The sequence below is a fragment of the Lichenicola cladoniae genome (assembly GCF_013201075.1).
Lineage (GTDB): Bacteria > Pseudomonadota > Alphaproteobacteria > Acetobacterales > Acetobacteraceae > Lichenicola > Lichenicola cladoniae.
Genome location: NZ_CP053708.1, coordinates 3677788 through 3703229, shown reverse-complemented (window position 1 = coordinate 3703229; position 25442 = coordinate 3677788). Strand labels below are relative to the sequence as shown.

Annotated in this window: 22 protein-coding genes and 1 pseudogene; 4 read left to right on the top strand and 19 right to left on the bottom strand. The window is 67.1% G+C overall.

Features of this window, described 5'->3' with window-relative positions; all coding sequences use genetic code 11:
* Positions 1-64: 64 nt before the first annotated feature.
* The 4 genes from HN018_RS16745 to crtI form a co-directional block, all read right to left on the bottom strand.
* On the bottom strand, positions 65-1186 hold the full coding sequence (locus tag HN018_RS16745) for a glycosyltransferase (RefSeq protein WP_171833008.1): 1122 nt from the start codon (positions 1184-1186) through the stop codon (positions 65-67).
* The gene (locus HN018_RS16740; RefSeq protein ID WP_275434344.1) at positions 1183-1878 is read right to left on the bottom strand and encodes a lysophospholipid acyltransferase family protein; all 696 of its coding nucleotides are present in this window, start codon (positions 1876-1878) and stop codon (positions 1183-1185) included. The genes HN018_RS16745 and HN018_RS16740 overlap by 4 nt, the downstream gene beginning before the upstream one ends.
* Positions 1879-1976: 98 nt before the next feature.
* Positions 1977-3527, bottom strand: coding sequence for a phytoene desaturase family protein (locus HN018_RS16735; protein ID WP_171833009.1), 1551 nt, complete (start codon positions 3525-3527; stop codon positions 1977-1979).
* Complete coding sequence (gene crtI, locus HN018_RS16730; protein ID WP_171833010.1) at positions 3524-5098, bottom strand: phytoene desaturase family protein; 1575 nt, start codon at positions 5096-5098, stop codon at positions 3524-3526. Before crtI ends, HN018_RS16735 begins: the two co-directional genes overlap by 4 nt.
* Before the next feature lie 192 nt (positions 5099-5290).
* On the opposite strand from crtI, the gene HN018_RS16725 reads away from it, so the two are divergent.
* Complete coding sequence (locus HN018_RS16725; protein ID WP_171833011.1) at positions 5291-7342, top strand: NAD(+) synthase; 2052 nt, start codon at positions 5291-5293, stop codon at positions 7340-7342.
* Positions 7343-7463: 121 nt separating this feature from the next.
* Here HN018_RS16725 and HN018_RS16720 read toward each other — a convergent pair whose 3' ends face one another.
* From HN018_RS16720 to HN018_RS16695, 6 genes are all read right to left on the bottom strand, one after another.
* Positions 7464-7952 (bottom strand): RES family NAD+ phosphorylase, encoded by a 489-nt coding sequence (locus HN018_RS16720; RefSeq protein WP_171833012.1) that lies wholly within the window; start codon positions 7950-7952, stop codon positions 7464-7466.
* Complete coding sequence (locus HN018_RS29425) at positions 7949-8071, bottom strand: antitoxin Xre/MbcA/ParS toxin-binding domain-containing protein (protein ID WP_408886808.1); 123 nt, start codon at positions 8069-8071, stop codon at positions 7949-7951. The genes HN018_RS16720 and HN018_RS29425 overlap by 4 nt, the downstream gene beginning before the upstream one ends.
* 437 nt (positions 8072-8508) lie before the next feature.
* A complete protein-coding gene (locus HN018_RS16710; RefSeq protein WP_171833013.1) occupies positions 8509-10713 on the bottom strand; it encodes a TonB-dependent siderophore receptor in 2205 nt (734 codons plus the stop codon).
* A gap of 28 nt (positions 10714-10741) precedes the next feature.
* On the bottom strand, positions 10742-11938 hold the full coding sequence (locus HN018_RS16705; protein WP_171833014.1) for a PepSY-associated TM helix domain-containing protein: 1197 nt from the start codon (positions 11936-11938) through the stop codon (positions 10742-10744).
* Positions 11925-14165 carry a S9 family peptidase gene (locus tag HN018_RS16700; RefSeq protein WP_171833015.1) on the bottom strand — a complete coding sequence of 747 codons (2241 nt, stop codon included), beginning with the start codon at positions 14163-14165 and terminating at the stop codon, positions 11925-11927. Before HN018_RS16700 ends, HN018_RS16705 begins: the two co-directional genes overlap by 14 nt.
* 95 nt (positions 14166-14260) lie before the next feature.
* Positions 14261-15793: an amino acid permease gene (locus tag HN018_RS16695; RefSeq protein ID WP_171833016.1), complete on the bottom strand. Its 1533-nt coding sequence runs from the start codon at positions 15791-15793 to the stop codon at positions 14261-14263.
* Between the two features lie 194 nt (positions 15794-15987).
* On the opposite strand from HN018_RS16695, the gene HN018_RS16690 reads away from it, so the two are divergent.
* Both HN018_RS16690 and HN018_RS16685 read left to right on the top strand, forming a co-directional pair.
* A complete protein-coding gene (locus tag HN018_RS16690) occupies positions 15988-16977 on the top strand; it encodes an alpha/beta hydrolase fold domain-containing protein (RefSeq protein WP_171833017.1) in 990 nt (329 codons plus the stop codon).
* 11 nt (positions 16978-16988) lie between these two features.
* Positions 16989-17639, top strand: coding sequence for an FMN-binding negative transcriptional regulator (locus HN018_RS16685; RefSeq protein WP_171833018.1), 651 nt, complete (start codon positions 16989-16991; stop codon positions 17637-17639).
* On the opposite strand, the gene HN018_RS16680 is transcribed toward HN018_RS16685, so the two are convergent.
* Positions 17608-18399, bottom strand: coding sequence for an AraC family transcriptional regulator (locus HN018_RS16680; protein WP_171833019.1), 792 nt, complete (start codon positions 18397-18399; stop codon positions 17608-17610). The two genes, HN018_RS16685 and HN018_RS16680, sit on opposite strands and share 32 nt — an antisense overlap.
* A gap of 75 nt (positions 18400-18474) precedes the next feature.
* Positions 18475-18792 (bottom strand): SemiSWEET family sugar transporter, encoded by a 318-nt coding sequence (locus tag HN018_RS16675; RefSeq protein ID WP_171833020.1) that lies wholly within the window; start codon positions 18790-18792, stop codon positions 18475-18477.
* Positions 18793-18911: 119 nt separating this feature from the next.
* Between HN018_RS16675 and HN018_RS16670 the strand changes: the two genes are divergently transcribed.
* A complete protein-coding gene (locus HN018_RS16670; protein WP_171833021.1) occupies positions 18912-20459 on the top strand; it encodes a mechanosensitive ion channel family protein in 1548 nt (515 codons plus the stop codon).
* Between the two features lie 29 nt (positions 20460-20488).
* On the opposite strand, the gene HN018_RS16665 is transcribed toward HN018_RS16670, so the two are convergent.
* The 7 genes and pseudogenes from HN018_RS16665 to mdcC form a co-directional block, all read right to left on the bottom strand.
* Positions 20489-20959, bottom strand: coding sequence for a RidA family protein (locus HN018_RS16665; protein WP_204259557.1), 471 nt, complete (start codon positions 20957-20959; stop codon positions 20489-20491).
* 66 nt (positions 20960-21025) lie between these two features.
* Positions 21026-21964: an acyltransferase domain-containing protein gene (locus HN018_RS16660; RefSeq protein ID WP_171833022.1), complete on the bottom strand. Its 939-nt coding sequence runs from the start codon at positions 21962-21964 to the stop codon at positions 21026-21028.
* The gene (gene mdcB / locus HN018_RS16655) at positions 21961-22851 is read right to left on the bottom strand and encodes a triphosphoribosyl-dephospho-CoA synthase MdcB (protein WP_239478767.1); all 891 of its coding nucleotides are present in this window, start codon (positions 22849-22851) and stop codon (positions 21961-21963) included. The genes HN018_RS16660 and mdcB overlap by 4 nt, the downstream gene beginning before the upstream one ends.
* A complete protein-coding gene (mdcG, locus tag HN018_RS16650) occupies positions 22848-23501 on the bottom strand; it encodes a malonate decarboxylase holo-[acyl-carrier-protein] synthase (protein WP_171833023.1) in 654 nt (217 codons plus the stop codon). The genes mdcB and mdcG overlap by 4 nt, the downstream gene beginning before the upstream one ends.
* Positions 23488-24231, bottom strand: coding sequence for a biotin-independent malonate decarboxylase subunit gamma (locus HN018_RS16645; protein ID WP_171833024.1), 744 nt, complete (start codon positions 24229-24231; stop codon positions 23488-23490). Before HN018_RS16645 ends, mdcG begins: the two co-directional genes overlap by 14 nt.
* On the bottom strand, positions 24218-25144 hold the full coding sequence (locus HN018_RS16640; RefSeq protein WP_171833025.1) for a biotin-independent malonate decarboxylase subunit beta: 927 nt from the start codon (positions 25142-25144) through the stop codon (positions 24218-24220). The genes HN018_RS16645 and HN018_RS16640 overlap by 14 nt, the downstream gene beginning before the upstream one ends.
* Positions 25141-25431, bottom strand: a pseudogene (mdcC, locus tag HN018_RS16635) (malonate decarboxylase acyl carrier protein); the annotation flags it as partial. The pseudogene mdcC and the gene HN018_RS16640, both read right to left, overlap by 4 nt.
* Positions 25432-25442: the final 11 nt, after the last annotated feature.

The window sequence follows — 25442 nt, the reverse complement described above, 5'->3', positions numbered from 1 at the left end:
CCGGCGGGGGGTGCACGGCGCATTGTCTCTCTGCCCGCCTCGTGCGTGATGTCGGGAGCCGGCGTCACGACTGCGCTGCCGGATATACGCGCCCGCGCCAGGTGGATGGCCGCCCCGACCGCGCACGAACCAGCGCCGACCATTGCAGCGCAAGCAACGCCAGCACGCCCAACGGATGCAGGACCACGCTGCGCATGCTCTGGTCGAACCGCCGTGCCAGCAACAGCCGGAGCGTCGTCCCGCAGGCGACCGCCGCTGCCGCCGGCAGGCTCGGCGCGAACAGCATGAGCGGCAGTGGCAGCACGTGGCCACCGCCGAGGATGATCGTCCAGATCGGCAGGCCGCGCGGCGTGGCCAGGCCTTCGGTGGCGTTCTTGGTCAGGCCCTCCCACAGGTCGGCGGCAGTGGTATACATCCGGCAGGAGGCAAGCGCGGTTGCGTCGAAGAGGCCGGTCGGCATCCCGTGGCGCCTGAAGGCCCGGGGCAGGGTAAGCCCGTCATGCAGCGATGCACGGATCGCATCGTGGCCCCCCATGGCGCGATAGGCCCCTGAGCGCGCGATGAACAACTGGCCGCAACCGGCTGCGAAGCGGGGATCGACACGGCCATGATCGAGCGCATCCGGCCGGTAGCCCAGCAGCAACAGGTGGATCAGCGGTAACAACAGCCATTCGGACCAGGTCCCGGTGATCTGGCGCGGGATGCCGCTGGCCAGCCCGATATCCGGGTTCGCCTGCATGTAGCCCGCCATGCGCGACAACGCGTCCGGGGCTAGCCGGACATCCGCATCCACGAACACCAGCAACTCGAGGCTGGCCTCGCGACCCAGGCGTGCACACGCATATTGCTTGCCGGACCAGCCGGACGGCAGGACGCCGCCCCCGGATATCACCCGCAGCCGCGGATCGGCGATTGTCGCCAGAATGGCGGGCGTCGCATCGGTCGAGCCGTCGTCGAGCACCAGCACTTCGAGTTCGACGTCGCGACTGGCGAGCACGCAGGCCACCGCATCGCCGATGTTGGCGGCCTCGTTCCGGGCCGGGATCAGCACCGACATGCGCGGCCGGATCGCCGCCGGCTTGGGGGCCTGCAGGCGCTTCAGGTTGCCGATTGCCAGCGCCAGCGGAAGCGCGGCGAGACCAAGCGCCATCCATCCGGCGACCGCTGCCGCCCGACCGTGGTTCATGCCTCCTCGCCATGCGCGGTCGTGATCCGCTGGCCGGACAGCCGGGCACGCAGGCGTCGCCACGCATCGTAAGGGCCGCCGACGCCGGCGCCGCCGAACAGCAGCCGGGTGAACCGGGCCGGGTTGCGTGCCTGGCTGTCGAGGGCGAGCTGGTCCATCGTTTCGGTCAATCCACGTTCCAGCCGGCTGGTCCACTCGGCGGTGCGCACGCTCCGGTCTGCCGCGAGTGGCGTGCCGAGGCGGAGCAGAAGTTCGGGCCGGCTCTCATTCCAGAACACGTATTCGACGGCAAGCGGCACCAGCAGCGCGTCGGGCTGCAGCGCCGCAAGATGGGCGATGCCGGGGCGCAGCCGGACCGGGCGTACTCGTGGATCGGTGAAATCGCCCTCGGCCGTCACCCAGAGCATCATTCGCCCGCCCGGGCCACCGGTATTGCCCAGCACCTGCTTTGCCACGGACAGGAAGCGACGCGCGCCGGCCGCACTGTGCTTGTCGATGCCGAAGATGCCGAGCTTCCGGAAGAACCCGTAGCGTTCGAGCGCATCCTCCTCCATCGGACCGAAACCCGGGCGTCCGCGGAACTGCAGATCGGCGAGCAGAAGATACAGCGCCGGGTCCCACCAGGATGGATGGTTGCCATAGATGATCAGCGGTCGGTCGCGTGGAAGAGTTTCGGCATCGAAGCCGGAGATCCGGATTGCCCGGAAGCGCCGGCGGATCGAAAGCCTCAGATAGAAAGCGAACAGGCGGAACAGGAACTCCGACCGCGCTGCGACCGGATCCTGGTTGGTCAGGCGCTGAGCCTCGTCTCGCTCGCACCGGGATGATTGGACCGCACGTCCTGATCCAGACTGTCCGCCGCGATCCAGCCGGACATCATCACCATCGGCATGCCCGGTCCCGGATGCGCCGCGCCGCCGGCCAGATAGAGCCCATCGAGGTCGCGCGACCTATTACCTGGCTTGAACGCGCCGATGAACCGGCCATGGCTGGCCAACCCATAGATCGCCCCGTCGAGCACCCGGTATCGCTCGTGGATGTCGGCGGGCGTCAGGATGCGCTCGACCTTGATCCGGCTTTCCAGGTCCTTCATGCCGGCCGTGCGTGCCAGCTTGTCCAGGATCACCTTACGGTAGCCAGGCAGCATCGCATTCCAGTCGTGATGCGGCCGCAGATACGGCGTGTGCACCAGCACATACAACGCCTCGCCGCCCGGTGGAGCCACACCCGGCTCGGTGCGGGAGGGAGCCGCGACGTAGCAGGTCGGGTCCGGCGCAGGCTCGCCTTTCTTGTAGATGTAGTCGAACTCCTCTTCCGGATCGCGCGAGAAGACGAAGTCGTGGTGCAGCAGATGATCGTACGCATGGTCGAGACCGAGATACAGCACCACGCCCGAACACGCCGGCTCGCGCTTGCGCCGCTTGGCGAAGCTCTTCTGCGCAGCCCCCCCGACCAGCTCGCGATACGTCCGCACGCTGTCCATGTTGGACACCACGGCCGACAGCTTCACCGTCTCGCCCGCCTCCGTCACCACGCCATCGGCCCGACCGTTGCTCTGGGTGATGCGGGCGATCCCGGTGCTGGTGCGGAACTCGACACCGAGCCGTCCTGCCAGTTCGGCCAGAGCTTCCGGCACGGCGCGGGTGCCGCCCATCGGATACCAGATGCCTTCCTGCGTCTGCATGTGCGCGATGCTGCAGAGTACTGCCGGCGCAAGATACGGCGACGATCCGACATACTGGGTGAAATGATCGAGCATCTGGCTGACCCGCTCGTCGCCGATGCGCTTGCGGATCTGTCGTGCGACGGTGGAGCCCATGCGCAGGCTCAGCACGTCGCGGAGCGTGCCCAGATCCATGTTCTTCTTGAGATCCATAGTGTCGGAGATGTCTTCGACCGACCGCCAGAAAAAGAACTTCCGGCTGACGTCGTGCAGCTTCTCGCTCAGCGCCAGGAAATCGATGTAGCCCTGTTCGGTATTGTTCTCGCCGGCGCCGGAAAAGCCGCGCAGGCGCAATGCCATCGTGGCAACGTCCTCGTCGAGATCGAGCACCGCACCGTCGTCGAAGAAGCAGCGCCATTGCGGATCGAGCCGCCTAAGATCGAGGCTGTTCTCCAGGCGGTCGTTCGCTTCGCCGAAAATCCGCGCCAGTACCGACGGCACCGTGAGGATAGTCGGACCCATGTCGAACCGGTAGCCGGCTTCCTCGTAGAGTGCCGCCTTGCCGCCGAGCCAGTCGTTTTTCTCGAACAGCACGACTTTGTGCCCACGCGCCGCCAGCGTGCACGCCGCGGCAAGACCGCCCAACCCGGAACCGATGACGCCGACAGGATCGATCACGACACTTCCCCTTCGAGCACCGGCTCCATCGGAGCCCCCGGTGTTCCGGTCCAATGCATTGCCGTATCGATCGGGGTCAGGCCCAGATCGTCTGCCAGCAGTTTCGCGGTGATGCGCGCACCTTCGAAAATCACCGGCAGTCCGCTTCCGGGATGGGTACCGCCGCCGACCAGATACACGCCATCCAGATCCTCGTAGCGGTTATGCGGCCGAAACTGCAGCATCTGGGTCAGGGAATGGGCGAGATTGAAGACCGCGCCACGATGTACGGCGAGATCATCGCGCCAGTCGTCCGGTGTCATCATCTTCTCGAACACGATCCGCTTCTCGATATCAGGCACACCGGCCCGGCATAGCCGATCCAGGATTAGTCGTCGGAACTTCGGCGCCTCGACCTTCCAGTCGATGCCTCCGGTCCGCTCGTGCCCGACCGGTACCAGCACATACAAGGTCGAGTGGTTGGGTGGCGCCAGCGCCGGATCGGTTACGCATGCATTCTGGATATAGAAGCAGGGTTCGCCGGGCGGCACGCGCCCTTCCTCGACATCCTGCAAGGTGCGCCGGTAATCGTCCGACAGATAGATCGTATGGTGCGCGAGATTCTCGAGTCTGCCTTCTATGCCGAGATAAAGCATGAAGGTGGAACAGGAGAGTTTTGCCCGTGCGATTCGCTTGTCGTTCCACCGCTTGCGGAGTCCGTTCGGGACCAGGTTGGTCATCGCATCCAGGAAGTCGGCATTGACCACGACGGCATCCGCCTTGGTGATGCCGGCGTCGGTTCGCACACCGACCGCGCGCCTGCCCTCGAACAGGATCTCGCGCACCGGTTCGCCCAGCTTGATCTTGGCACCCATCTGCCTGGCCGCATCGGCCATCGCCCGCATGATCGCGCCATGACCGCCACGTGGGTGGAAAATTCCGAACTCGTATTCCATAAATGCCAGGATCGTGAACAGGCTCGGGCACCGGTAGGGCGACATGCCAAGATATTTGCTCTGGAACGAGAAGCCGAGCCTGACCCGCGGATCCTTGAACCAGCGCTTCAGATCCTGGTCGACCGAGGTGAACGGCCGCAATAGCCGCAACGATTTCAGCACCTCCGGCTTCAGCAGGTCGGCCGCGCTGTTGAACGGGCTTTCCAGCACCGGCCTGAAGGCTGCCAACTTGGCGCGGTTGTCGGCCATGAAGGCCGGGATCGCGGCGGCATCCTCAGGGCTGATCTGTGCGATCGAGCGCTGCAGCCGGGGAATGTCGCTGCTCGCGCTGATACGCGCACCGCTTTCGAAGATCACGTCATAATGGGTATCGAGCCTGATGAGCTCGACGACATCCTCGAGCCGGCGCCCGCACGTAGCGAAGATGTCGGCCAGTACGCGGGGATACAGGAAGAAGGTCGGCCCCATGTCGAAATGGAAACGCCCATGCGAGGTGGGCGCCTCTATCGTGCCGGATCGCCCGCCAACCCGGGCGTGACGTTCGAACAAGGTAACATCCGCCCCGGCCTGAGACAGCAGCATCGCTGCCGCAAGACCGCCGGGACCGGCACCGATGATTGAGACAGGACGCATCATTCGACAAGAAGCTTACATGCTTTGTTCACCCTTACCAGTCGTCTGCGAGGCCGAATTTCAACCCTGGGACGCGTGCTGCTTGCACTCTACGGCACTTCATCCCATCACAAGCTTATCAGCCCGGCCGGTTGCCGGCGGGCCATGACTGGCTCCGGATGTTGTCCGGGCCTCGAAAAACCCTGGAGCGGCCTGATGGCGGACTTCCGCTCGATCTACCGGCACGGCTTCGCGCGTGTCGCTGCCTGCACCCTCCCGGTGGCCCTGGGCGACCCAGTGCACAATGCCGAGACCACGGCGGCACTTGCCTCCGTGGTGGGAGAACAGGGCGCGATCCTGGCGGTTTTCCCCGAGCTCGGCATCTCGGGCTACGCGATCGACGATCTCAGGCTGCAGGACGCCCTGCTCGATTCGGTCGAACGTGGCCTGGCGCTGCTGGCCGAACGAAGCATGACGCTGCTGCCGATCCTGCTGGTCGGCGCGCCACTTCGTCATGACGGCGCACTGTTCAACTGCGCCGTGGCGATCCATCGCGGTCGCATTCTCGGCGTGATACCGAAATCCTACCTGCCGAACTACCGCGAGTTCTACGAGGCCAGGCAGTTCGCACCGGGGGTCGGGCGGGTCGGCGAAATTATCCGCATCGCCGGCGACCCGGTTCCGTTCGGTACCGACCTGCTGTTCGAGGCCGAGGATGTGCCCGGCTTCGTGCTGGCGGCCGAGATCTGCGAGGATCTCTGGGTGCCGTTGCCGCCCAGCACCCACGCCACCCTGGCCGGCGCCACGGTCGTCGCCAACCTGTCGGCGAGCAACATCACCATCGGCAAGGCCGAGACGCGCCGCCTGCTGTGCCAGGGACAATCGGCGCGCTCGCTGTGCGCTTATCTCTATGCCGCCGCCGGCGAGGGGGAATCGACCAACGACGTCGCCTGGGACGGGCAGGTGTCGATCTTCGAGGCGGGCGCGCTGATGGCCGAGTCCGAGCGCTTCCCGTCGGGAGCCCAGTCCGCGGTCGCCGACATCGACGTGGACCTGCTTCGGCAGGAGCGGGCGCGGATGAACACCTTCGATGCGAACCGGTCCGCCAGCCGGTCCGGCCAGCCGGCCTACCGGCGTATCGGCTTCCGTCTCGATCCGCCCGCCGGCGATCTGGGCCTGCACCGCCCGCTGGAGCGGTTCCCGTTCGTGCCGTCCGACCCGGCGCGGCTCGAGCAGGATTGCTTCGAGGCCTACAACATCCAGGTGTCGGCGCTGATGCAGCGGATGCGGGCGATCGGGGTGAAGCGGCTGGTGATCGGGGTGTCCGGCGGGCTGGACTCGACGCAGGCGCTGATCGTTGCCGCACGCGCGGTCGACCGGCTCGGCCTCGAGCGCAGCGCCATCCTTGCCTACACGATGCCAGGCTTCGGCACCGGCGACGACACCAAGCGCAACGCCATAGCGCTGATGACCGCCCTCGGCGTGACCCAGGCCGAGCTCGACATCCGCCCGTCCGCGACGCTGATGCTGCAGCAGATGGAGCATCCGTTCGGCCGCGGCGAGCCGGTCTATGACGTCACCTTCGAGAACGTGCAGGCGGGGCTGCGCACCGACTACCTGTTCCGGTTGGCCAACCAGCATGACGGCATCGTGGTCGGCACCGGCGACCTGTCCGAGCTTGGGCTCGGCTGGTGCACCTACGGCGTCGGCGACCAGATGTCGCACTACAACGTCAATGCCGGGGTGCCGAAGACGCTGATACAGCATCTGATCCGCTGGATCATTTCCTCGGCGCGGTTCGAGCCGCCGGTGCTGGAAATTCTCGGCGCGATCCTGGACACCGAGATCTCGCCGGAGTTGGTTCCGGCCGGCGAGGACCGCGTGCTGCAGAGCACCGAGGCGAAGATCGGCCCGTATGCGCTGCAGGATTTTACCCTGTTCTACCTGCTGCGCTACGGCTTCCGCCCGTCCAAGGTGGCTTTCCTGGCGCTGATGGCCTGGGAAAGTGCCGGGCGGCATGCCTGGCCGTCCGGCTTCCCGGACGCCAAGCGGGTCGAATACCGCCTGCCCGAGATCCGCCATTGGATGGAGGTATTTCTGCAGCGCTTCTTCGGGTTCAGCCAGTTCAAGCGCTCGGCCGCACCGAACGGCCCTAAAGTATCGAGCGGCGGTTCCCTCTCGCCTCGCGGCGACTGGCGCGCGCCCTCCGACGGCAACGCCCGCGCCTGGCTGGACGAGTTGCGCACGAACGTGCCGACGGAGGAGTAGTCGTTTCCTACCGGGTCCTAAGAGACCGGTTGGGAATGCGCTGTGGCGAGTGAGAGCTCCCCCTTCGAGAGCGCCCGAAAGCCGCGCCGGATCGCCGCCACAGCGCATTGTCGGACGGTCTCTAGGCTGCCGACACGAACAACCGCATGTCCCACCAGATCTTCCGGTGCCGTGACGGGGTGACCCGGCGGAAATCGGCGTGATCCGGGTTGATCAGGATGTTCATCTCCATGCGTGCCACCACGCTCGGCACGAACAGGAGCAGCGAGCGTTCCTTGTGCTGCCACCGCTCCCCGAAAGCACGGGAGGCGGCACAACTCGGATCGTCCCAGCCGGGCAGATGCGCGGGTGTGAGGTCTTCGAAACTGACCCCGTCCGCAATGGTGATTTCGATGGAATGCTGGTTGGGCGGCATGAAGCCGCTGCCGTGCACTAGTTTCTCGAGCATCCCGGTCGAGTAATGCTCGACTGCATAGATCATCGGGCTGCGCGTGGTGTTCCAACGGCCCGGGCTGATCGTGCACCCTCGTGCGTCATGGATCGGGTAGCCGCCATCCGGGTCTCCGATACGATAGGCGCGCGTCACCCGGTCGAGCGTCTGAGTCGTCACACGGCGGTCCCGTGCTTGAGGCTGCCCAGAATATCCAGGACGACGGGACGGCCATATTCGCTTGCCAGGACGACATCCATCGGACGCTGCCCCTCAAGCAGCGGATGCGGACGGAACAGGAAGGCACGCGCAGCCTCCTCGCCGCCCCAGACGTCGATCGCCGATACTTAAACCTCGGCGACCCGGGCCACGCGTCCCCCTTCCTCCGGCGCCAGCACCGCCGTGTCGCCGTCAGCCATCGCGAATGCCTTGCGACGCCGGGACAGGGTGGCCTTGGGGATGATCCGGGATGCAAAGGCGCCGTCGCCTGGCGCGACCGCCCGCGCGCCTCATCCAGCACGGTGACCGCAAGGCCCTTCTCGACCTCGCGCATCAGGCTCATCACCGGCATCGGACCACGCGGCCGCCCGCTGCCACCGATGCGCAGGATGCTGGTCGACGCTCTCTTGGCTACCGGCACTGGCTTCGACTCTGAGATCATCTGAAACCTAGAATCTTATCAGATGAAAACAGATAGCCAGCATCCCCTTGCGCCGTGGCTCGCGGCTTGGCCGACCTACCAGCGGTAGGTCAGCTTGCCGATCACGTTGCGGCTGGCGCCGAAGAAGCAGCCGAACGATGCAGAATAGCAGCTCGACACGTAGCGCGTATCGAGCAGGTTCTGCGCGGTGACCTGCAGCAGCGCGCCCTTCAGTGACGGTAACGCGTTGCCGAGCGCATACTGGATCTGTGCGTCGACCAGCGTGTAGTTCGGCGTCACGCTTTCGATCGTCTGGTCGGCCAGCGTATTGCCGTTGTAGCGAACGCCCGCACCGAAGCCGAGGCCGGCGAGCCTGCCGTCACCGATGTCGTAATGGCCCCACAACGACGCGTACTGCGCCGGGATCTGCGTCGGACGCTTGCCGACCAGTGCGCCGCTGCCGCTTTCGTACGACACGTCCTGATAGGTGTACGCGGCGATGATGTTGAGCCGGCGGGTGATGTTGGCGTGCGCCTCCAGCTCGATCCCCTGCGAACGGATGCCGCCGGTCTGGACGCTTGCGAACAGGTGCGCCGGATCCGGATCGGCGACCAGGACATGGCTTTCGGTCAGGTGGAACAAGGCGGCGGTGACGAAGGCGTCGATGTCGCGCGGCTGGAACTTCAGCCCGACCTCGTACTGCTCGCCCTTGGTCGGCACGAACGGATGGCCGGAGAAATCCACCGAGTTGGCGGGCTGGAACGAGCGCGCATAGTTGAAATATGGCGAGAGCCCGACCGGGAACGCATACAGGATGCCGGCGCGCCAGGTGAAGGCACGGTCGAACTGATTGAAGCTGCTGGCTTGGTAAAGCTGGTTGCGCGTGTCGATCGCTGACCAGTCCTCGCGACCGCCGATCTGCAGATGCAGCCGGCCCAAGGCGATCTGGTCCTCGGCGAAGATCGCCTCCTGGTTGGTGGTGACGCCTTCCACGGTGGTTAGCGACGGCGACGGGATCGCCTGGTTGGAATTCGGCGCGAAGATGTCGATGGAAGGGGCCGACCCGAAATAGAAATTATAGCCGTCGCGCAGGTTCTGCCAGTTCACCCCGGCGAGCATGCTGTGATGCAACGGACCGGTATCGAAATGTCCGAGGATCTGCTCCTCGAGCGTGATGGTATCGTAATGCTCCTTGGAGCCGGCCGTGGACCGGTCGAGGGTGCGATCGTCGGCTTCCAGCGCGCCGCTGCCATAGACCTGCCGGTAGTCGGTGCCGACCTGGGCGTAGCGGGCGACCGAGCGTACCGTCCAGTCGTCGTTGAAATGATGTTCGAGCTGGTATCCGATCGACGCCTGCGACCGGTCGAACTTCTCGAAGCCGTTGTCACCGGTGTAGACGTTCTCGGAAATCTCGCCGTTGCGATTGGGCAGGATGGAGCCGTCGAGCGGCACCGTGCCGTAACCGCCGCCGCGCGGATCATGCTGGTAGAAGCCGTTGATGGTGAGCGTAGTCTGGTCGTCCGCCAGCCATGACACCGAGGGAGCGACGGCGTAGCGTTCCGAGCGTGTGTGTTCGTCCTGCGCGCCGGAGGTGGTGCCGGTGGCGGCGAGCCGGTACAGGAAGTGTCCAGACTTATCCAGGGCTCCTCCGAAATCGGCGGTGCCGCGCACATAGCCGAAGGTGCCGCCCTCGATCGACAGCATGTGGATCGGATCGAGCACAGGGAGCTTCGAGGTGAGCACCACCACGCCGCCCGGGCTCGCCTGGCCATACAGCACCGAGGGCGGGCCTTTCAGCACGTCCACCCGCTCGAGCAGGAACGGGTCGATCTGCTGCGTCGCATAGAACGCGCCGTTGAACAGCTTGAGCCCGTCGAGGAACTCGTCGATCCCGTCGACCGCGTTGAAGCCGCGTATGCTGATCTGGTCGTAGCGTGTCGAGAAGCCGCGATTCTCGCTGGCGATGCCGGAGGTGTAGCGCAGCGCCTCGCCCAGGGTGCGCGCGTTCTGCTGGTCCATCTGCGCGCGCGTCACCACCGAGACTGCCTGCGGCGTGTCGATCAGCGGCGTATCGGTTTTGGTGGCGGCGTTCGAACCCTTCGGCACGAAGCCGTTGCGCCTCGAACCATGGCCGATCACCGATACGATCTCCGGAGCGGCACCGCTGGTGCCGGATGCCGCGGCCTGGGGGGCGTCCTGTGCGGCGACAGGATATGCAACCAGCGGCAGCGCGGCAGTCGACAACATCAGCGAACGCAACAATGTCCGGCGGCCGGGCTGGCGTCCTGGGCGGTCCTGCATCGGGAAGTCCTCTATGGGTTGGAACGGATCAGATATGTTCGGGGGTGCGTGCATGGGCCTGCCGCCTACGCATGTGCCGGCGTCGCCACCATGGCAGGAAGCCGGTAACGGCCAGGCCTGCGGTAACCACCCCGAGCAGCAGGACCAGCAGGCGCGTCGGCAGGCCGAACACCTGCCCGCTATGCAGAGGATACAGCGCACGCAGCACCAGCCGGCCGGTGCCGTCGAGACGTGGCCGATCGATCCATGCGAGTTGCCCGGTGTGCCGGTCGATCGAGTAGGTCACCCGTCCGAAATCCTCATACAGCGAGGTTCCACCCGGCGCGAAGCCTATATCGTAGAAGTCGTGCACCGGATCGTCGGTCATCGCCACCGGCGCCAGGGAGGGTGTCTGCGTCGACGCGGCTGCGATGGCGATCCGCTCGGCGGCGGCGAACCCGATCGTCGGGCCGGACGACGCCGGCGTGGCCGGCGGCCGGTCGAACGGGGAAACCCGTGGCGGCGACACCATCTCGACCAACGGCCTGAACAGCTCGTCGTAGAAGTTCATCGCCACCGACGTGATGGCCAGGACCGTCAGCGGAACCAGCAGCCACACGCCGCCGACACGATGCAGTTCCGGCATCGGCCGCCGGTGGAGCCGGGCCCGTGTGGTCACCCACGCCGGACGCCAGCCTGCCAGCCACGGCCGCCGGCGCGGCCAGGTGATCCAGACCCCGAGGCCGTTCGACACCAGCCAGGCAAGTGCGACGATGCCCATGAGCCAGCGCCCGGCGGTGCCGGCGAGCAGTGTGTAATGCAGCAGGTAGATCGCCTGGAACAGATGCGGGCGATCGATCCCGGCACCGCTGCTGCGCATGCCGACCACGCGCGCGTCGGCCGGATCGACGAACACCTGGTCCGCCCCCTCGATGATCGCGTCGTGTCCGTCCGAGTGTAGTGCGCCTACACCGACATGCAGCACCTGGCCGGGCTGCGTCTGCAGATCGAAGCTCTGGACCCGCCAGCCGGGATGCGCCTGCTGCAGCCGCTGCACCAGTTCGGTCGCCGGCAGCGCGGGTCGCACGGGAATGGCAAAAAACGACGGATTGAGTGCCGCATCCAGGGTGGCACGAAACACCAGCAGGCATCCCGTCACCGCGGCGATCAGCAGGAACAGCGCCATGACCAGCCCGACATAGCGATGCGTGACGAAAACCAGCCGGCGCAGCTCAAGCCCAGGCATTCGACACCGCGCGGATCGCGAACGCGTAGAACAACGCGTGCTGTGCCAGCACGGCATCCTCGCCGGCATCTCCCTGGTGCCCGGCATGCATGTTGGTCAGCAGCATGACCGGCCGACCGCTGGTGGAACGGTCGCGCAGCCGGGCCACCCATTTGGCGGCCTCCCAATACCCGAGCCGATCATCCAGCAGCCCGGCGGTCGCCAGCACCGCCGGATAGTCCTGTGTTCGGATTGTCTCGTATGGTGCCCAGCCGGCGATCGAGCGGAACATCGCAGGATCGGACGGGTCTCCCCAGAGCGACAGGGCCGACGCCACCAGCGGGTTGCTGTCGTCCTGCATGGTGTTCAGCACGTCGACGAACGGCACCTGCCCGATTGCGCCGGCGAACAGGTCCGGCCTCCGATTGATCGCGCCGCCGATCAGGATGCCGCCCGCCGAGAAACTGTGGCCGACGATGCGTCCGGTGCCCGTGTGCCCCGTCGTGACGAGATGCGCGGCGCAATCGATGAAGTCGGTGATCGTGCGCGGCTTTCCCGTCGTCAGGGTCTGGGTGTACCAGCCCATCCCGCGCTCAGAGCCGCCGCGCACATGCGCGATCGCCACCATCCAGCCGCGATCGGCCAGGGACAGGTCGGGTGCGGAGAATTCCGGCGGCAGCGAAAACCCGTAGGCGCCATAGCCATACAGCATCAACGGCGCCTGGCCGTTCATCGGCGTCGTGCGGCGGCGGAGCAGCGAGATCGGCACCAGGACACCGTCCGCGGTCGGCGCCAGCAGTCGTTCCACCACGTAGTCGTCGCGACGCACCCCCGCCACCGTCTGTCGCCAGATGACCGAGCGCTGGCCCGACGCCATGTCGACGGTTTCCCACTGGACCGGCAGGCGCGGCGACTGGCAGGAGAAGCGGACCAGCGTGCTGTCGTAGGCGGCATCGGTATCGAGCGTCAGCACATAGGCCGCATCCTCGCAGCCGACGCGTCGCTCCTGCCGACCATCGCGGGCGATCGTCACAAGCAGCGGGCTGGCATCGACCCATTCCACGCGGGCGAAATGGTCGCGGAACGCGCGCATCTCGGCAATGTAGGTGCCGGGGCGATACGCGATCCAGTCCTGCCAGCGCGTCCGGTCCGGCGTGTGCACCGGCGCCAGCATCAGCTTGTTGTCGATGGCGCCATCGGCGTTGGTGCGCACCACGAACCGGTCGCCCCAATGCTCGATCGCATAGCGCAGCCCGGCTGTGCGCGGCTGCATGATCGTGGGCATCGCGGTCGGGTCGGTGGCCGGGATCAGCCGTATTTCCGACGTCGATCCATTCTCGATGGTGATCAGCACGTAGCCGTTCGAGGCGGTACGCGACAGGGCGATGAAGAAGGCCGGGTCGTGCTCTTCATGGACCAGCACGTCGGTGCGCCCGGACAGGGCGCGCCGGAACACCTTGGTCGGACGGCTATGCTCGTCACGCAGCAGCCAGAAGATCGAAGCGCTGTCGGGCGAGAACACAAACTCGCCGTAGCAGTTCTCGATCGGCGGAAACATCGGCTGCTTCGTGTCGAGGTCGATCACGTGCAGGCTGAAATGCTCGTCGCCACGCTCGTCCACGGTCCAGGCAAAATAGTGTCCGTCCGGGCTGTGTGCCGGACCCTTGAGCGAGGAGAGCCGAAAATAGCGCTTGCCACGTGCCGCCGCGTCGAAGTCGAACAGCAGCTCGTCGGCGCCACCGGCGCGGGGCCGGCGCAGATACACGGGTTGCTGCGCGCCGGGCCGCATGTCGGACCAGTATAGCCATGCGCCATCCGGCTCCGGCGGGCCGGCCCCGCTGCCGCCGCTGCGGGCTCGCATCTCATGCAGCAGTTCCGCCTGCAGCGCGTCGGTCGGACGCATCACCTCCGCGCAATAGGCATTCTCCGCGTCCAGATGCGTGCGGATCGCCGGCTCCAGGCTTTCCGGATGCAACAGCCTGTTGAACCAGTCCGGATTGCGCAGCCACTGGTATTCGTCGGTCCGCACCATCCCCCAGCGTTCGAGCCGCACCGGATGTTTTGCCGTCAGCGGCGCCGGCGGCAAGGCGAGGCCCCGAACCGCGTCCGCCATCGCAATATCTTCTGAACGGGCAAGTTCCGAACGAAGCGCCAGTAAGGCGACGGAGCCTGCCAGCAGCGTGCGTCGGCCAACGCGGGTCGTGCTGGTGGTGGTCGCCGGTTCTGCGTCGAAGGAACTGTTCCGCATGATCGATTATGTTTCGCTTCGCGCTTCATCGTCTCGCTCCGGCGGGCCGAACATCGCAGTGGATGGGCCAATCGACATCGGCGCGTGGAACCGGCTCAGACCGCCGCGCGCGGTGGTTCAGCCCGGCCGAGCTGCGAATGCCGGTAGCCGTAGCCGACATAGGCGGCCGCTCCCAGCAGCAGATATCCGACCAGCAGCGACAGCGGCAGCATGTTGCCGTGCAGCGCGCTGCCGACCAGGTCGATCAGCAACGGCAACGCCATCAGTAGGCAGAACATCACGCCGAGCGTCGGCACCGTGCCGATCCAGATGCCCTTCACCTTGATCCCGCCCAGCGGTACCCGGAACGGTCGCGGCGCGTCGGGAAAGCGGTTGCGGTGCCACATCACGGTGACGCACACGATGCCGAACGAGGCCGTCGTGCCGAGGCTGACCAGGTCGCCGATGATGGCGATCGGCAGGGTCGCGGCGGCGGCGGCCATGCACACGCCGAGCACGATCGTGCCGAGCCACGGGGTGCGGCGCTTCGGATGCAGCCGGCCGAACAGCGCCGGCAGCAGCCCGTCGCGCGCCATGGTGTAGAAGATGCGGGACTGGCCATAGGTCAGTGCCAGCAGCACCGACGACAGGCCGGCAACCGCGCCGAACTTCACCACCAGCCCTAGGGCCGGGTAATGCATCGCGTCGACAGCGATCGCCAGCGGGTCCGGCACGCCGAGGCGCTGGTACGGCACCACACCGGTCAGCACGGCGGCCACGCAAAGGTAGGCGACCGTGCTCAGCAGCAGCGCCGAGAGAATGCCGCGTGGCATGTCGCGCTGCGGATTGCGTGCCTCGGCAGCGGCGGTCGAAACCGTTTCGAAGCCCATGTAGGCAAAGAAGATGACCGAGGCGGCGCGGAAGATTCCGGGCACGCCGAACCGGAAACCGCCCTGGTTCGGCGGGATGAACGGCACCCAGTTGGCGCGATGGATCGCACCGACGCCGAACAGCACGAACAGCAGCAGCACCCCCAGCTTGATCACCACGATGACGCTGTTTACAGCGGCCGACTCCGCGACGCCGCGCACCAGCAGAACAACCACCGCGGCGATCGCCAGCATCGCCAGCAGGTTGAACCCGCCGCTCCAGACCAGATGCTGACCGCCTTGTGTCGTCACGGTCGAGATCATCGACACGTGCAGCCAGCCTGGAATGCCCATGCCGAGATCGGCGAGCAGCGACGCGAGGTAGCCCGACAATCCGGACGACACCGCCGCGCCGGCGATGCCGTATTCGAGCAGCATCAGCCAGCCGATCACCCAGGCGCTGAGCTCGCCGGTGGTGGCATAGGCGTAGGTGTAGGCCGAGCCGGCGACCGGCATCGCCGAGGCCAGCTCCGCGTAGCAGAGCGCTGCGAACACGCAGGCCATCCCGGCGAGAACGAACGACAGCAGGATCGCCGGACCGGCATAGTTGGCTGCGGCGTTGCCAGTCATCACGTAGATGCCGGCGCCGATGATCGAGCCGACACCGAGCAGGGTGAGCTGCAGCGGTCCCAGCGTCCGCAGCATGCCGGTCTCGCCTGCCTCGCGGGTGATCGCCTCGGGCGTCTTGCGCTGAAGCAGTCTGCTGGAGACTGTCTGCATGGAGAACCCCGACGCGAATGATGCTGGTCGCCGAGCATAGCTCGCGGTTTCCCCGCAAGCATACCCGGTCGGGGCGGATCTTCGCCACGCCATGGCTTAATGGCCCGGCCACGACGATGATCGGCCCGCACGGGCATGGCGCGCATACGAGGGGGCCGCTACCACGGGTGCCGTCCTCAGACAGAAGGAAACCCATGTCCGACCCGTCGCCGCGGATGCAGCCGCCTGCTCCCGACATGATCCGGTTCCGCGATCTGCTGGCGGCCTCCTATGCCCAGCATCCGCCGCTGCACACGCTCTCGATCCAGGCAGCCCGTGCAGTGGCCGAGATCGTTCGTGCGCCCTGGGCCAGCGGCGGCCCGGCGATGCACGACACGCGGAATCACGTTGTCGAGTTTGGCGGCCTGTCGCTCCGGCTGCGTGTGCATCGGCCCAAGGAAACACCGGACGGCGTGCTGGTCTATGTCCACGGCGGCGGCTGGACGCTGTTCTCGATGGACACGCATGACCGGGTGATGCGCGAGTATGCGGGCCGCGCCGGCATCGCCGTGGTCGGCATCGACTATACGCTGGTTCCGGAGGCGGTGTTTCCACGGCAGGTGAACGAGGTGACGGCCCTGGTCCGGCTGCTGCGAGAGCCCGATGCGCCGGCCTGGCTGGGCTTCGATCCCACCGGCCTGCCGACCGCGATCGGCGGAGATTCGGCTGGCGGCAACCTGGCGATGGCCACCGCCCTGACGCTGCGCGACGCCGGCGAGATCGACCGGCTGCAGGCGATCATTCTCAACTATGCAGTCACCGACAGCGACGAAACCCGGCCATCGTACAGAATCTACGGCGGCCCCGACTACAATCTGACCGAGGAGGAAATGCGCGGTTTCTGGGACGGCTACGCGCTCGATCCGGCGGTTCGCCAGGACCCGCGTGCCGCCCTGCTACGCGGGACGCTGAACGCCCTGCCGCCGACCTATCTCGCGATTGCCGAATGCGATGTGCTGCGCGACGAAAACCTGGCCCTCGCGGCGGCCCTGCAGAAGGCCGGCGTCTCCGTCCGGTCGCAGACCTATCCCGGGATGCTGCACAGCTTCCTGGAAGCGGTCTCGATCTCGCCCACCAGCGCACGTGCGTTCCAGGAAACCGCCGCCTGGCTGCGCACGACCTTCGGGCTGGACCGGGCAGGGTAGGGCAGCTCCCGATGTTCATCCCCGAAGCCTATCGTCTCGATGACGCCGCCACCGCCTTCGACCTGATCGAGGAGATCCGCACCGGTACCCTCATGACCGCGAGCCCGGATGGCACCGGCGCACCCGATGCCAGCCACCTGCCCTTCATGGTCGACCGCGACGGTGCCGATCCGGGGACCGGTCGTTGTGGCCGGCTGATCGGCCATGTCGACCGGCGCAATCCGCAATGGCAGGCGCTGGCGGCCCGGCCGGAATGCCGCGTCGCGTTCCTCGGGCCCCAGGCGCACGTGTCGCCGTCCTGGTACGGCACACGCCCGAGGGCGCCGACCTGGTTATATGTCGCGGTGCATGTGCGGGGCAGGGCGGTCCTGGTCACCGATCCCGCGGCGCTGCGGGCGATGGTGGAGCGGCTGTCGGCCGAGCTCGAACCGGCCGGCAGCGATTGGGATACCGGCCAGATCGTCGGCTACACCGAGCGGCTGATGCCGCACATCGTCGGCTTCAGCATCGAGATCGAGCAGGTCGAGACACAGCTGCGGCTGGGCCAGACTAACGACCCGGACGATCGCCGCCGGGTCCTGGCGGCATTGTCGGAAGGCGGCGCCGGCGCGCAGGCGATTGCCGGCCTGATCAGGCGGCTGGTGCCGTTGCCGCCGGACTGAATGTCCGGCGCATATGGACGCTGGGCGTCATGCCGAACACCCGCTGGAACAGCGCCGTGAATGCGCTCGGACTGTCGTAGCCGACCTCGCAGGCCGCCTGCGCGACCGATGCCCCCTCCGACAGCCGGGCGCAGGCGGTCACCAGGCGCGCCTGCTGCCGCCAGGTGCCGAGGCTGACCCCGGTCTCGTCGCGAAACATCCGGGTCATCGTGCGCCGGCTCATCCCGGCGATACTGGCCCATGCATCGAGATCACCGTCCGTCAGGTCCGCGAGCACGAACCGGCATACGCGCAGCAGCCGTTCGCTGGACGGCATCGGCAGGAACAGGCGTATTTCCGGTTCCTCGCTGATCTCGTCGAGGATGAGCCGCATGATCCGTCCATCGCGTCCGTCGACCGCATAGTTGGCGTCCATCCTCATCGCCTCGAGAATGAGCGCCCGCAGCAGGCCGGAAACCTCGATCACCCGCGGTTGATGCGGGAGGCCCGCGATGGCCGCGTCGTCGACATACAGCGTGCGTAGCGACACCGCCGACCGGCATGCCACCTCGTGCTGGACGCCGGACGGCAGCCAGAGTGCCCGCTGCGGCGGTACGACGAAGGTGCCCGCATCGGTGGTGATCATCATGACCCCGCTCGCCGCGAACAGCAGTTGCGCCCGTGCATGCCGGTGGCGCGTATCGACGAATCCTTGCGGGTATTCGTCCGAAAGGGCGGCGACGGGGCGAGGGATCGCCTGGCAGGGGAGGCTGCAACGCATGGTGGCACTCGATGAGCAAGGCCGGGGAACTTCCGGTCAAGCACGTTGCATGCCACTGCATCCAGGCCGGTCCGGCTAGTCCCCGTCCGCGCCGACGATCGGGGCCAGCGTGTCGGCGACCGCCTCCTTCTTATGCTGCGGCAACAATTTCATCGTCAGGATGAAGGTCGACAGGCCGAGGCAGATCAGGTTCTGGACGATGATCGGCCATTGCCCCTGCAGGAAGCCGTAGATCAGCCAGGTGGTGAAACCCAACACCGTGATCAGATACATTTTCAGGGAGATACCGTCGGTATCGCGGGTGCGGATGATGCTCCAGGCCTGCGGCACGTAGCTGACCATCGACAGCGTGGCCGCGAACAGGCTGACGATCGTGACAGTGTTGAGATGCATCGGATGTGTCCAGGCGGGAGACGTATCGCGCGCATAACGCGCTCCACCGGTCCGGGATGCCGCGACTGCGCCGGCCCCGATGCGGAGAGAGGACACCCCGATCGTTACGGTGCATAAGCGTGTGTGCCCGCGACCGTCGCGTCCTGGGCCCGTCGTCCCGCATCGCACGCCCCGAGGTCGCCGTGGACGCTCATAGCCTTCTTCTGTCGGCCACGTTGATCGTAGCCGGTGCGCTGATCCTGCCCCTGCTGTTCCGGGGCTGGCCGCTCTGGGGCCGCGCGGCGTGGAACATCGTGGCCCTGGTGGTGCTGACCATCCTGCTGCCGCGGATCTTCGGATCGCCGGTCTTGCCGCACTTTCATGTCGGCCCGGCGAACGTGCGGTTCTGGGAGCAGTTGGTCGATGCCGGCTGGTGGACGATCGCGGCTCGCAGTGCCGTCGGCGTCGCGCGCCTCGTGGTGATGCTGGAAACACGATCCCGCGAGACCCGGTTCATGTCCGACCTCATTGCCGGTGCGGTCTACATCTCCACCGCGCTGGTGGTGGTCAACTTTGTGTTCGGCGTACCGATCGGCGGGCTGCTGGCAACCTCCGGCGTGCTCGCGATCATCCTCGGCCTGGCGCTGCAGAGCACGCTGTCGGACGTGTTCTCCGGGATCGCGGTCGGCATCGAGAAACCGTATCGGACCGGCGACCTGCTGTGGGTCGAAGGCGGTGTCGAAGGCCATGTCGTCCAGGTGAACTGGCGGTCGACGCATATCGCCACCGGCCAGAACAACATCGCGATCGTGCCCAACAGCGTCATGGCGAAGGCGCGCCTGGTGAACTACACGCTGCGCACCACGGCCCGCCGCGAGACGATCACGGTGCGGCTGGACCCCGGTGCGAGCCCGGAGGATTGCATGGCGGCGCTCGTCGCCGCGGTCGCCGCGAGCCGGATGCCGCTCGACACGCCGGCCGCAGGCGTGTCTGCGGTCGGGCTGCAGGGCGATGGGGCCACCTATGAGATCAGCTTCTCGGTGGCTTCCAGCGACAAGCTCGGCGCTGCCCGGACCGAACTGTTCGCACTGGTGCAGCGTCACTTGCGTCATGCCGGCATCGGGCTCGCGGTTGCGGGCCAGGCGACGGTGCCGCGGCTGCCGGTGCCGACACCGGCTGAACTGCTGCAGCAATCCAACCTGTTCGGGATGATCCCCGACAGCCAGCGCAACCTGCTTGCGGAAAAGCTGGTCGAGATCCGGCTCGGTATCGGCAACACGCTCATCCGCCAGCACGACAAGCCGGAGGCCTTGTTCCTGGTGGCGTCAGGCACCGTGGAAATCACCAGCGACACCCCGGGCCTTTCGCATGTGCTGCACCGGATGAGCCCCGGCGGCAGCCTCGGTGCGATCGGGCTCATCACCGGCGCGCCCTACGTCGCCACGGCGACGGCGTTGACACCGGTCCGAGCCTATCGCCTGGACGGGCCGGCGATCGCCGAGGCGATCAGGACCAGCCCCGGGCTTGCCACGGCACTCGAGGAACTGGCGCTCCGCAGCCAGGCCGCGATCGCCGAGGATTTGGCGTCGCACCAGGATGGAGAACTCGCCCGGCCCGAACTGTTCCTCACCCGGATGCGAAGCTTCCTGCACAGGCTGTCGAGCGATACGCCCAGACGATCCGCGTAACGTGTCGCTCGGACGTACCGGTCGGGAAACTACTTCCGCGTATAGGCCTGGCATGAGGCTTCGACGGCAGCGCCCTTGGCCAGGCCGTTGGCGCCGGACGCCATCCTGACCGGGAAATGACCGGCCTTGAAGTATTTCACATAGACCGAGTTGAACGCCGCGTAATTCTTCATGTCCGCCAAGGCGACGTCGCACTTGAACACGTCGTCCATGGATGCATCCGCGAGTTTCAGTTCATTGGAGATGCCCTCCATGACGTTCGTCGCCTGGACCGTGAAGTCGGCAGGCAACGTACCGTCCGGGCCGACGCCGATCACGCCGGATACGAAGACCATGTTTCCGATCCGGACAGCGGCGGAAAATGGCTTGGGCGTGTCCCCGGTGGTGAAAAATCGCGTGGCCGGTGCCGCCGCTCGTGCCGGCATGACCGCTGCGCAGGAGAGAATGGCCAGGCCGACGGGCATGTATTTGAACATCGAAACATCCAGCTGTGCAGCCAACCTTAGCTCACAAATTCAGCCGTTACCAATGCAGGCGGCCGCGGAGCGTAGTCCGCATCGGCTCGCTCACGATGCCGGCTTCTCGACCCAACGGAGAAACCCCTCGAGCGAACGGAACTCGGATAGGCTGTGTGCATCGATACCCGGGGCTGCGTCCTGCATCATGCGCGCAAGGCCATTGCCGGGCCCGAGTTCCACGACCTTGGACACGCTCGACGCAGTGCAGGTTTCCATGCAGGCGCTCCAGTCGACCGTCTGACAGATCTGCCGGGCAAGCTTGTCTGCACCGTCCTCGACATCGAAGAGTGCGGCTCCGTCGATGCCGCTCAGCAGGCGCATGTCGGGCGGGATGCGGCCGGCCAGGCGGGCGCTTGCAAGATCGTTCCGGAACTGCGCGCTCGCCTCGGCGAGAAGAGGCGTGTGCGATGCCACCTCGACCGCAAGCGGGGTGATCCGCGTCGCCCCTGCCGCACCGGCATCGGCGACGAAGCCGACCAGCGCTGTCCTGGTTCCGCCAACCACCATCTGGTCGCTTCCGTTGACGATGGCGACGAAAGTGCCATGCGCGACGCAGATCGGCTCCAGTTTCCCCCGGTCGAGGCCTCGTATGGCAACCAGGCTGGATGGCTCCGTCGTCGCGGCGTCCATCGCCGCGGCGCGTTGCGCGGCGAGCCGCAGGATCTCGCCGGGGTCGGCCAGTCCGGCAACGCCCCAGGCGCCCAACTCGCCCACGCTGTAACCGGCGACGACCAGCGTGCCGGACAGCCTGTCGCGGATGACCGCCCATGCCGCCAGCGTCTGGGTGCAGCACAGTATCTGCCCCAGCCGGTTCGCGTGCAGCTCCTCGTCGCTTGCCGCATGAACGAGTTCCCTCGGGTCGGCCCCATCCAGGAGCGCCTTCGCAGCCTCGAACACGGAGGCGGCTTCCGGCGCGTCGGCCAGCAGGGCGAACATGCCGGCACCCTGCGCGCCCTGGCCCGAACACAGGATGGCAGTGCCGGTCATGGATGCTCCTCCAGCCCATCGAGAAACAGCGTGATGGCGAGCAGGTCGGCACAGCCGCCGGGGCTCAGGCGACGATCGATGAAGGCGCGGTGGATCCGCTCCGCTTCATCCTGCCAGTCCGGCTGCGCGATCCCGCCCGATGCGAGGAAGTCGGCCGCCGCTGCCTGCGCATATGCAAGGCCGGCGGTGCCGCCACGATGCAGCAGGTTCGTATCCTCCGTAGCCGCCAGCAGCGCGAAGAAGGCCTGGACGCGGGCGGCCTCCTCGTTCCCGGGCGCCAGCACGCGGCCAAAATGCAGGGCCGGCAGCCCGACCTCCCGGGCGTGCGGAAAGCCGGCGGCAGCCTGGGCTCTCGCGCCACCGGCGCCATGCCGACGCAGCGCGTTTGCGCCATGGCTGTGCAGCGGGATCGGCCCGCCCAGGATCGACTGGCCCCAATGTACGCGCACGAGTTCGCAGAGCAGCCCGGGCGGCCGGCGACGCGCCAGGCCGGAAGCGTCGGTCCACGCTGTACCGGCTGCGGCGCAGAGGAGCCCAAGACCGAAGATGGCGCCGCGATGCGTGTTGACGCCGCGAGTGGCCGACAGCATCGCGTGTTCCGCCGCGATGCCGATCGTGCGGAGCCGGCCCATGGGTGCCCCGGCGGCACCGGCCTCTGCAAGCTCGGCCAGGAACGGCTCGATCGCCGCGGCACTGTCCCGGAAGGTGGAGGCCGTCATGTCGGTATGGCTGCCGCTATCCACGTGGCTGACGAGGCCGGGCTTGGGCCATGTCTCAAGCTCTGCGATCAGGGCGGCGACGGCGACACCGGAGATATGGGCCGCGCTCTGCGACGTGAACCGATCGGCACCCGAGCCGGTTACGCGATGCAGGGCGACTGACGTCACGCGACCGGGCCGCGGATCAGGTCGTCGATCGCCCGCAACTCCACGCCGGCCATCGTCTTCAGCAGCACCGTGTCGCCGCCCCGGCGCAACGCAAGCTCGCGCCAGTTGAACGCCGCTCCGTCCGGCATCTCTATCTCGCCGTCGATCCGGACCGCACCGTGTTCGTCGAGACGCTGAAGTTCACCGGCGAGGGTTCTCATGGAAGCGTGGTTCGCGCCCGACCAGAGCAGGTCGAGATCCGATCCTGCCGCAATATAGGAAAGCCCGGTCGCGTGCTGCCAGAGCAGCGACCCGAACACGCGAGGCACGACCCCCACGGCCTCGCCAAGCTGGATGATCTCGGCGATCACCGGTTGCCATTCCGGTGGCGCCGCGTGGGCGGCATCGCGCAGGGAGACCGGCGGGAGCGCATGCAGGTCGGCATCGCCCGGAAAAGCGAAGGCGATACGGCGCTTGCCGTATGCCGGGGGCAGGGGCAGTGCGGCGGGTATGTCGCCGGAGGCATCGGCCGCCAGGCGTCGCCGGACAATGACCGGCCAGCCCTGCAGCGCCCAGCCGGTCACCAGCGGCAGTTCGCCAAGGTCGGGATGGCGCGCAAGCATCGCGTCCCATGTTGCGGGCGGCACCCGCAGCAGATCATGCCGTCGCACGACCGCCGCTCTGGACCAGCGCGTCCGCGATCACACGCCTGGCGACCGACGCCGCCATGGGCCGGCCCTTGCGTCGTTCGCCGGTCTCATCGCGCACGTCGCCGGACGGGCCGGTTGCCAGGGTCGCCTCCAGCTGTGCATCGAGTGGTTGCGCCGGATCCCAGACCGCCGCGAAGGCACCCATCTGGACCATATGCTCGAGCCCGGGTGCGAACACCGGCGTGGTTTTCGAAAGCTCCTCCAGCTGCTCCACCGGCAGCTTGGTCACCCGCGAGACCGAGGGCAGGTCCATGACCGTCGGCGTCGCGCCGGGGAGGCCGATGAGCGTGTCGGTGGCGAGTGCGGTGGCCAGGAAGGCACCCGCGGCGGCCTTGCCGTATTCCAGGCCGATGGTCCGATGGCCCTGCTGGCTGGCGAGCAGCAGGCACTTGGCGAGATGCGCCAGGTATTCGTTCAGGCCGCGCATCTCGTCGCGCCGTGTCATGAGCTGGCCTTGGGTATCGACAAGCACCAGGATCGGGGTGTCGCCGCCGGCGGCGATCACCTGCAGCACCTGTTCCGCCAGCGGCAAGACCCCGGCCGTTCCCAGCGCCACGCCGTTCGCGACGCCGATGACCGAGACCGGCTCGCCGCCCGGACGCCTGGCCGAGCCGGTGATGATGCCTTCGTTGCCGACGCTCACGGCGTGGCCGGACGGGAACAGGCTGTTCAGCACCTCATCGAGCGTCATGGCTGGCTCCCTCGATGGCGTTTGCGAGCGTCACGAACAGGTCGGTATCCATCGCGCTGATATCATGGGGATCATCGATCCCGAGGATCTTCCACATCGAGGCGGCATCGTCGCAGCCGGCGAACAGGATCTCCCGCTTCGACAGGCGGTCCTGTTCCGCGCGCATGGAGCGGAGGTCGAAGCCCGGCGCATGGCCGAGGATCGCCTTCGCGGCCGCGCGAAACCCCTCCATCGTGTCCGCGGCAAACGCATCCGCGCCGCCGATCAGCCGGCGGTTCTTGCCGCCGGTGACGCTCCACACGAGCGCTTTGTCCTTGGAATCGAACTCCTCGACACCCTTGTTGGTCTCGATGACTTCGGGTCCGGAAACGCCGATGCGGCCCTGCTCCGACACGATGATCCGCGAGCAGGTGGCCGCGGTCAGGCCGGCGCCGCCGAAGGCGCCCGCCCGGCCCCCGACCAGCGCGATCACCGCGACGCCGGCGACGCGTGCCTCGACCACGGCGCGCATGATCTCGGCGACCGCGAGCTCGCCGGCGTTGGCTTCCTGCAGCCGCACGCCGCCGCTATCGAGCAGCAGCAACACGGTGCGCGGCAGCTCGGGGTGGTCGCGGGCGGCGCGCAGCAGGCCGACGATCTTGGCGCCGCTGACCTCGCCGAAGGTGCCGCCCATGAACTGGCCTTCCTGTGCCGCAAGCAGCACCGGCGCGCCGTCCAGGTTGCCTCGCCCGATGACGACGCCATCGTCGAAGGCCGCCGGAAGGTCGAACAGGTGCAGATGCGGGCTCTGGATGCGCTCGGACGGACGCAGGAACTCGGTGAAGCTGTCCGGGTCCAGCAGGCCGGCGATGCGCTGGCGCGCCGTCGCCTGCAGCCAGCTGCTGTGACCATAGGTCTCGGGCGTTGCCATCATTCGGAACCCATCAGAGCGCTGCCCTGGAGCAGGCGCAGGAAAACCGTGTCGGGGCGCGCACCCCCGTCATTGATCGAGATCCGCAGGCCGCCGGGGGAGGACCGTTCGACGAACTCGTCGACCACCGCTTTCCACGTGTCGTCATAGCCCTTCACGGGCGTGGCGATGATCACTTCGCACTCGGCCCCGGGAAGCAGGCGCTCCAGCAGGATCTCGAGGTTTCCGGAGGCCACGACGCCGACGATCGCCTGGTCCTTGTTGCCGGGCAGTCGCTGGTGGGCGGTGTGGGCGAATTTGA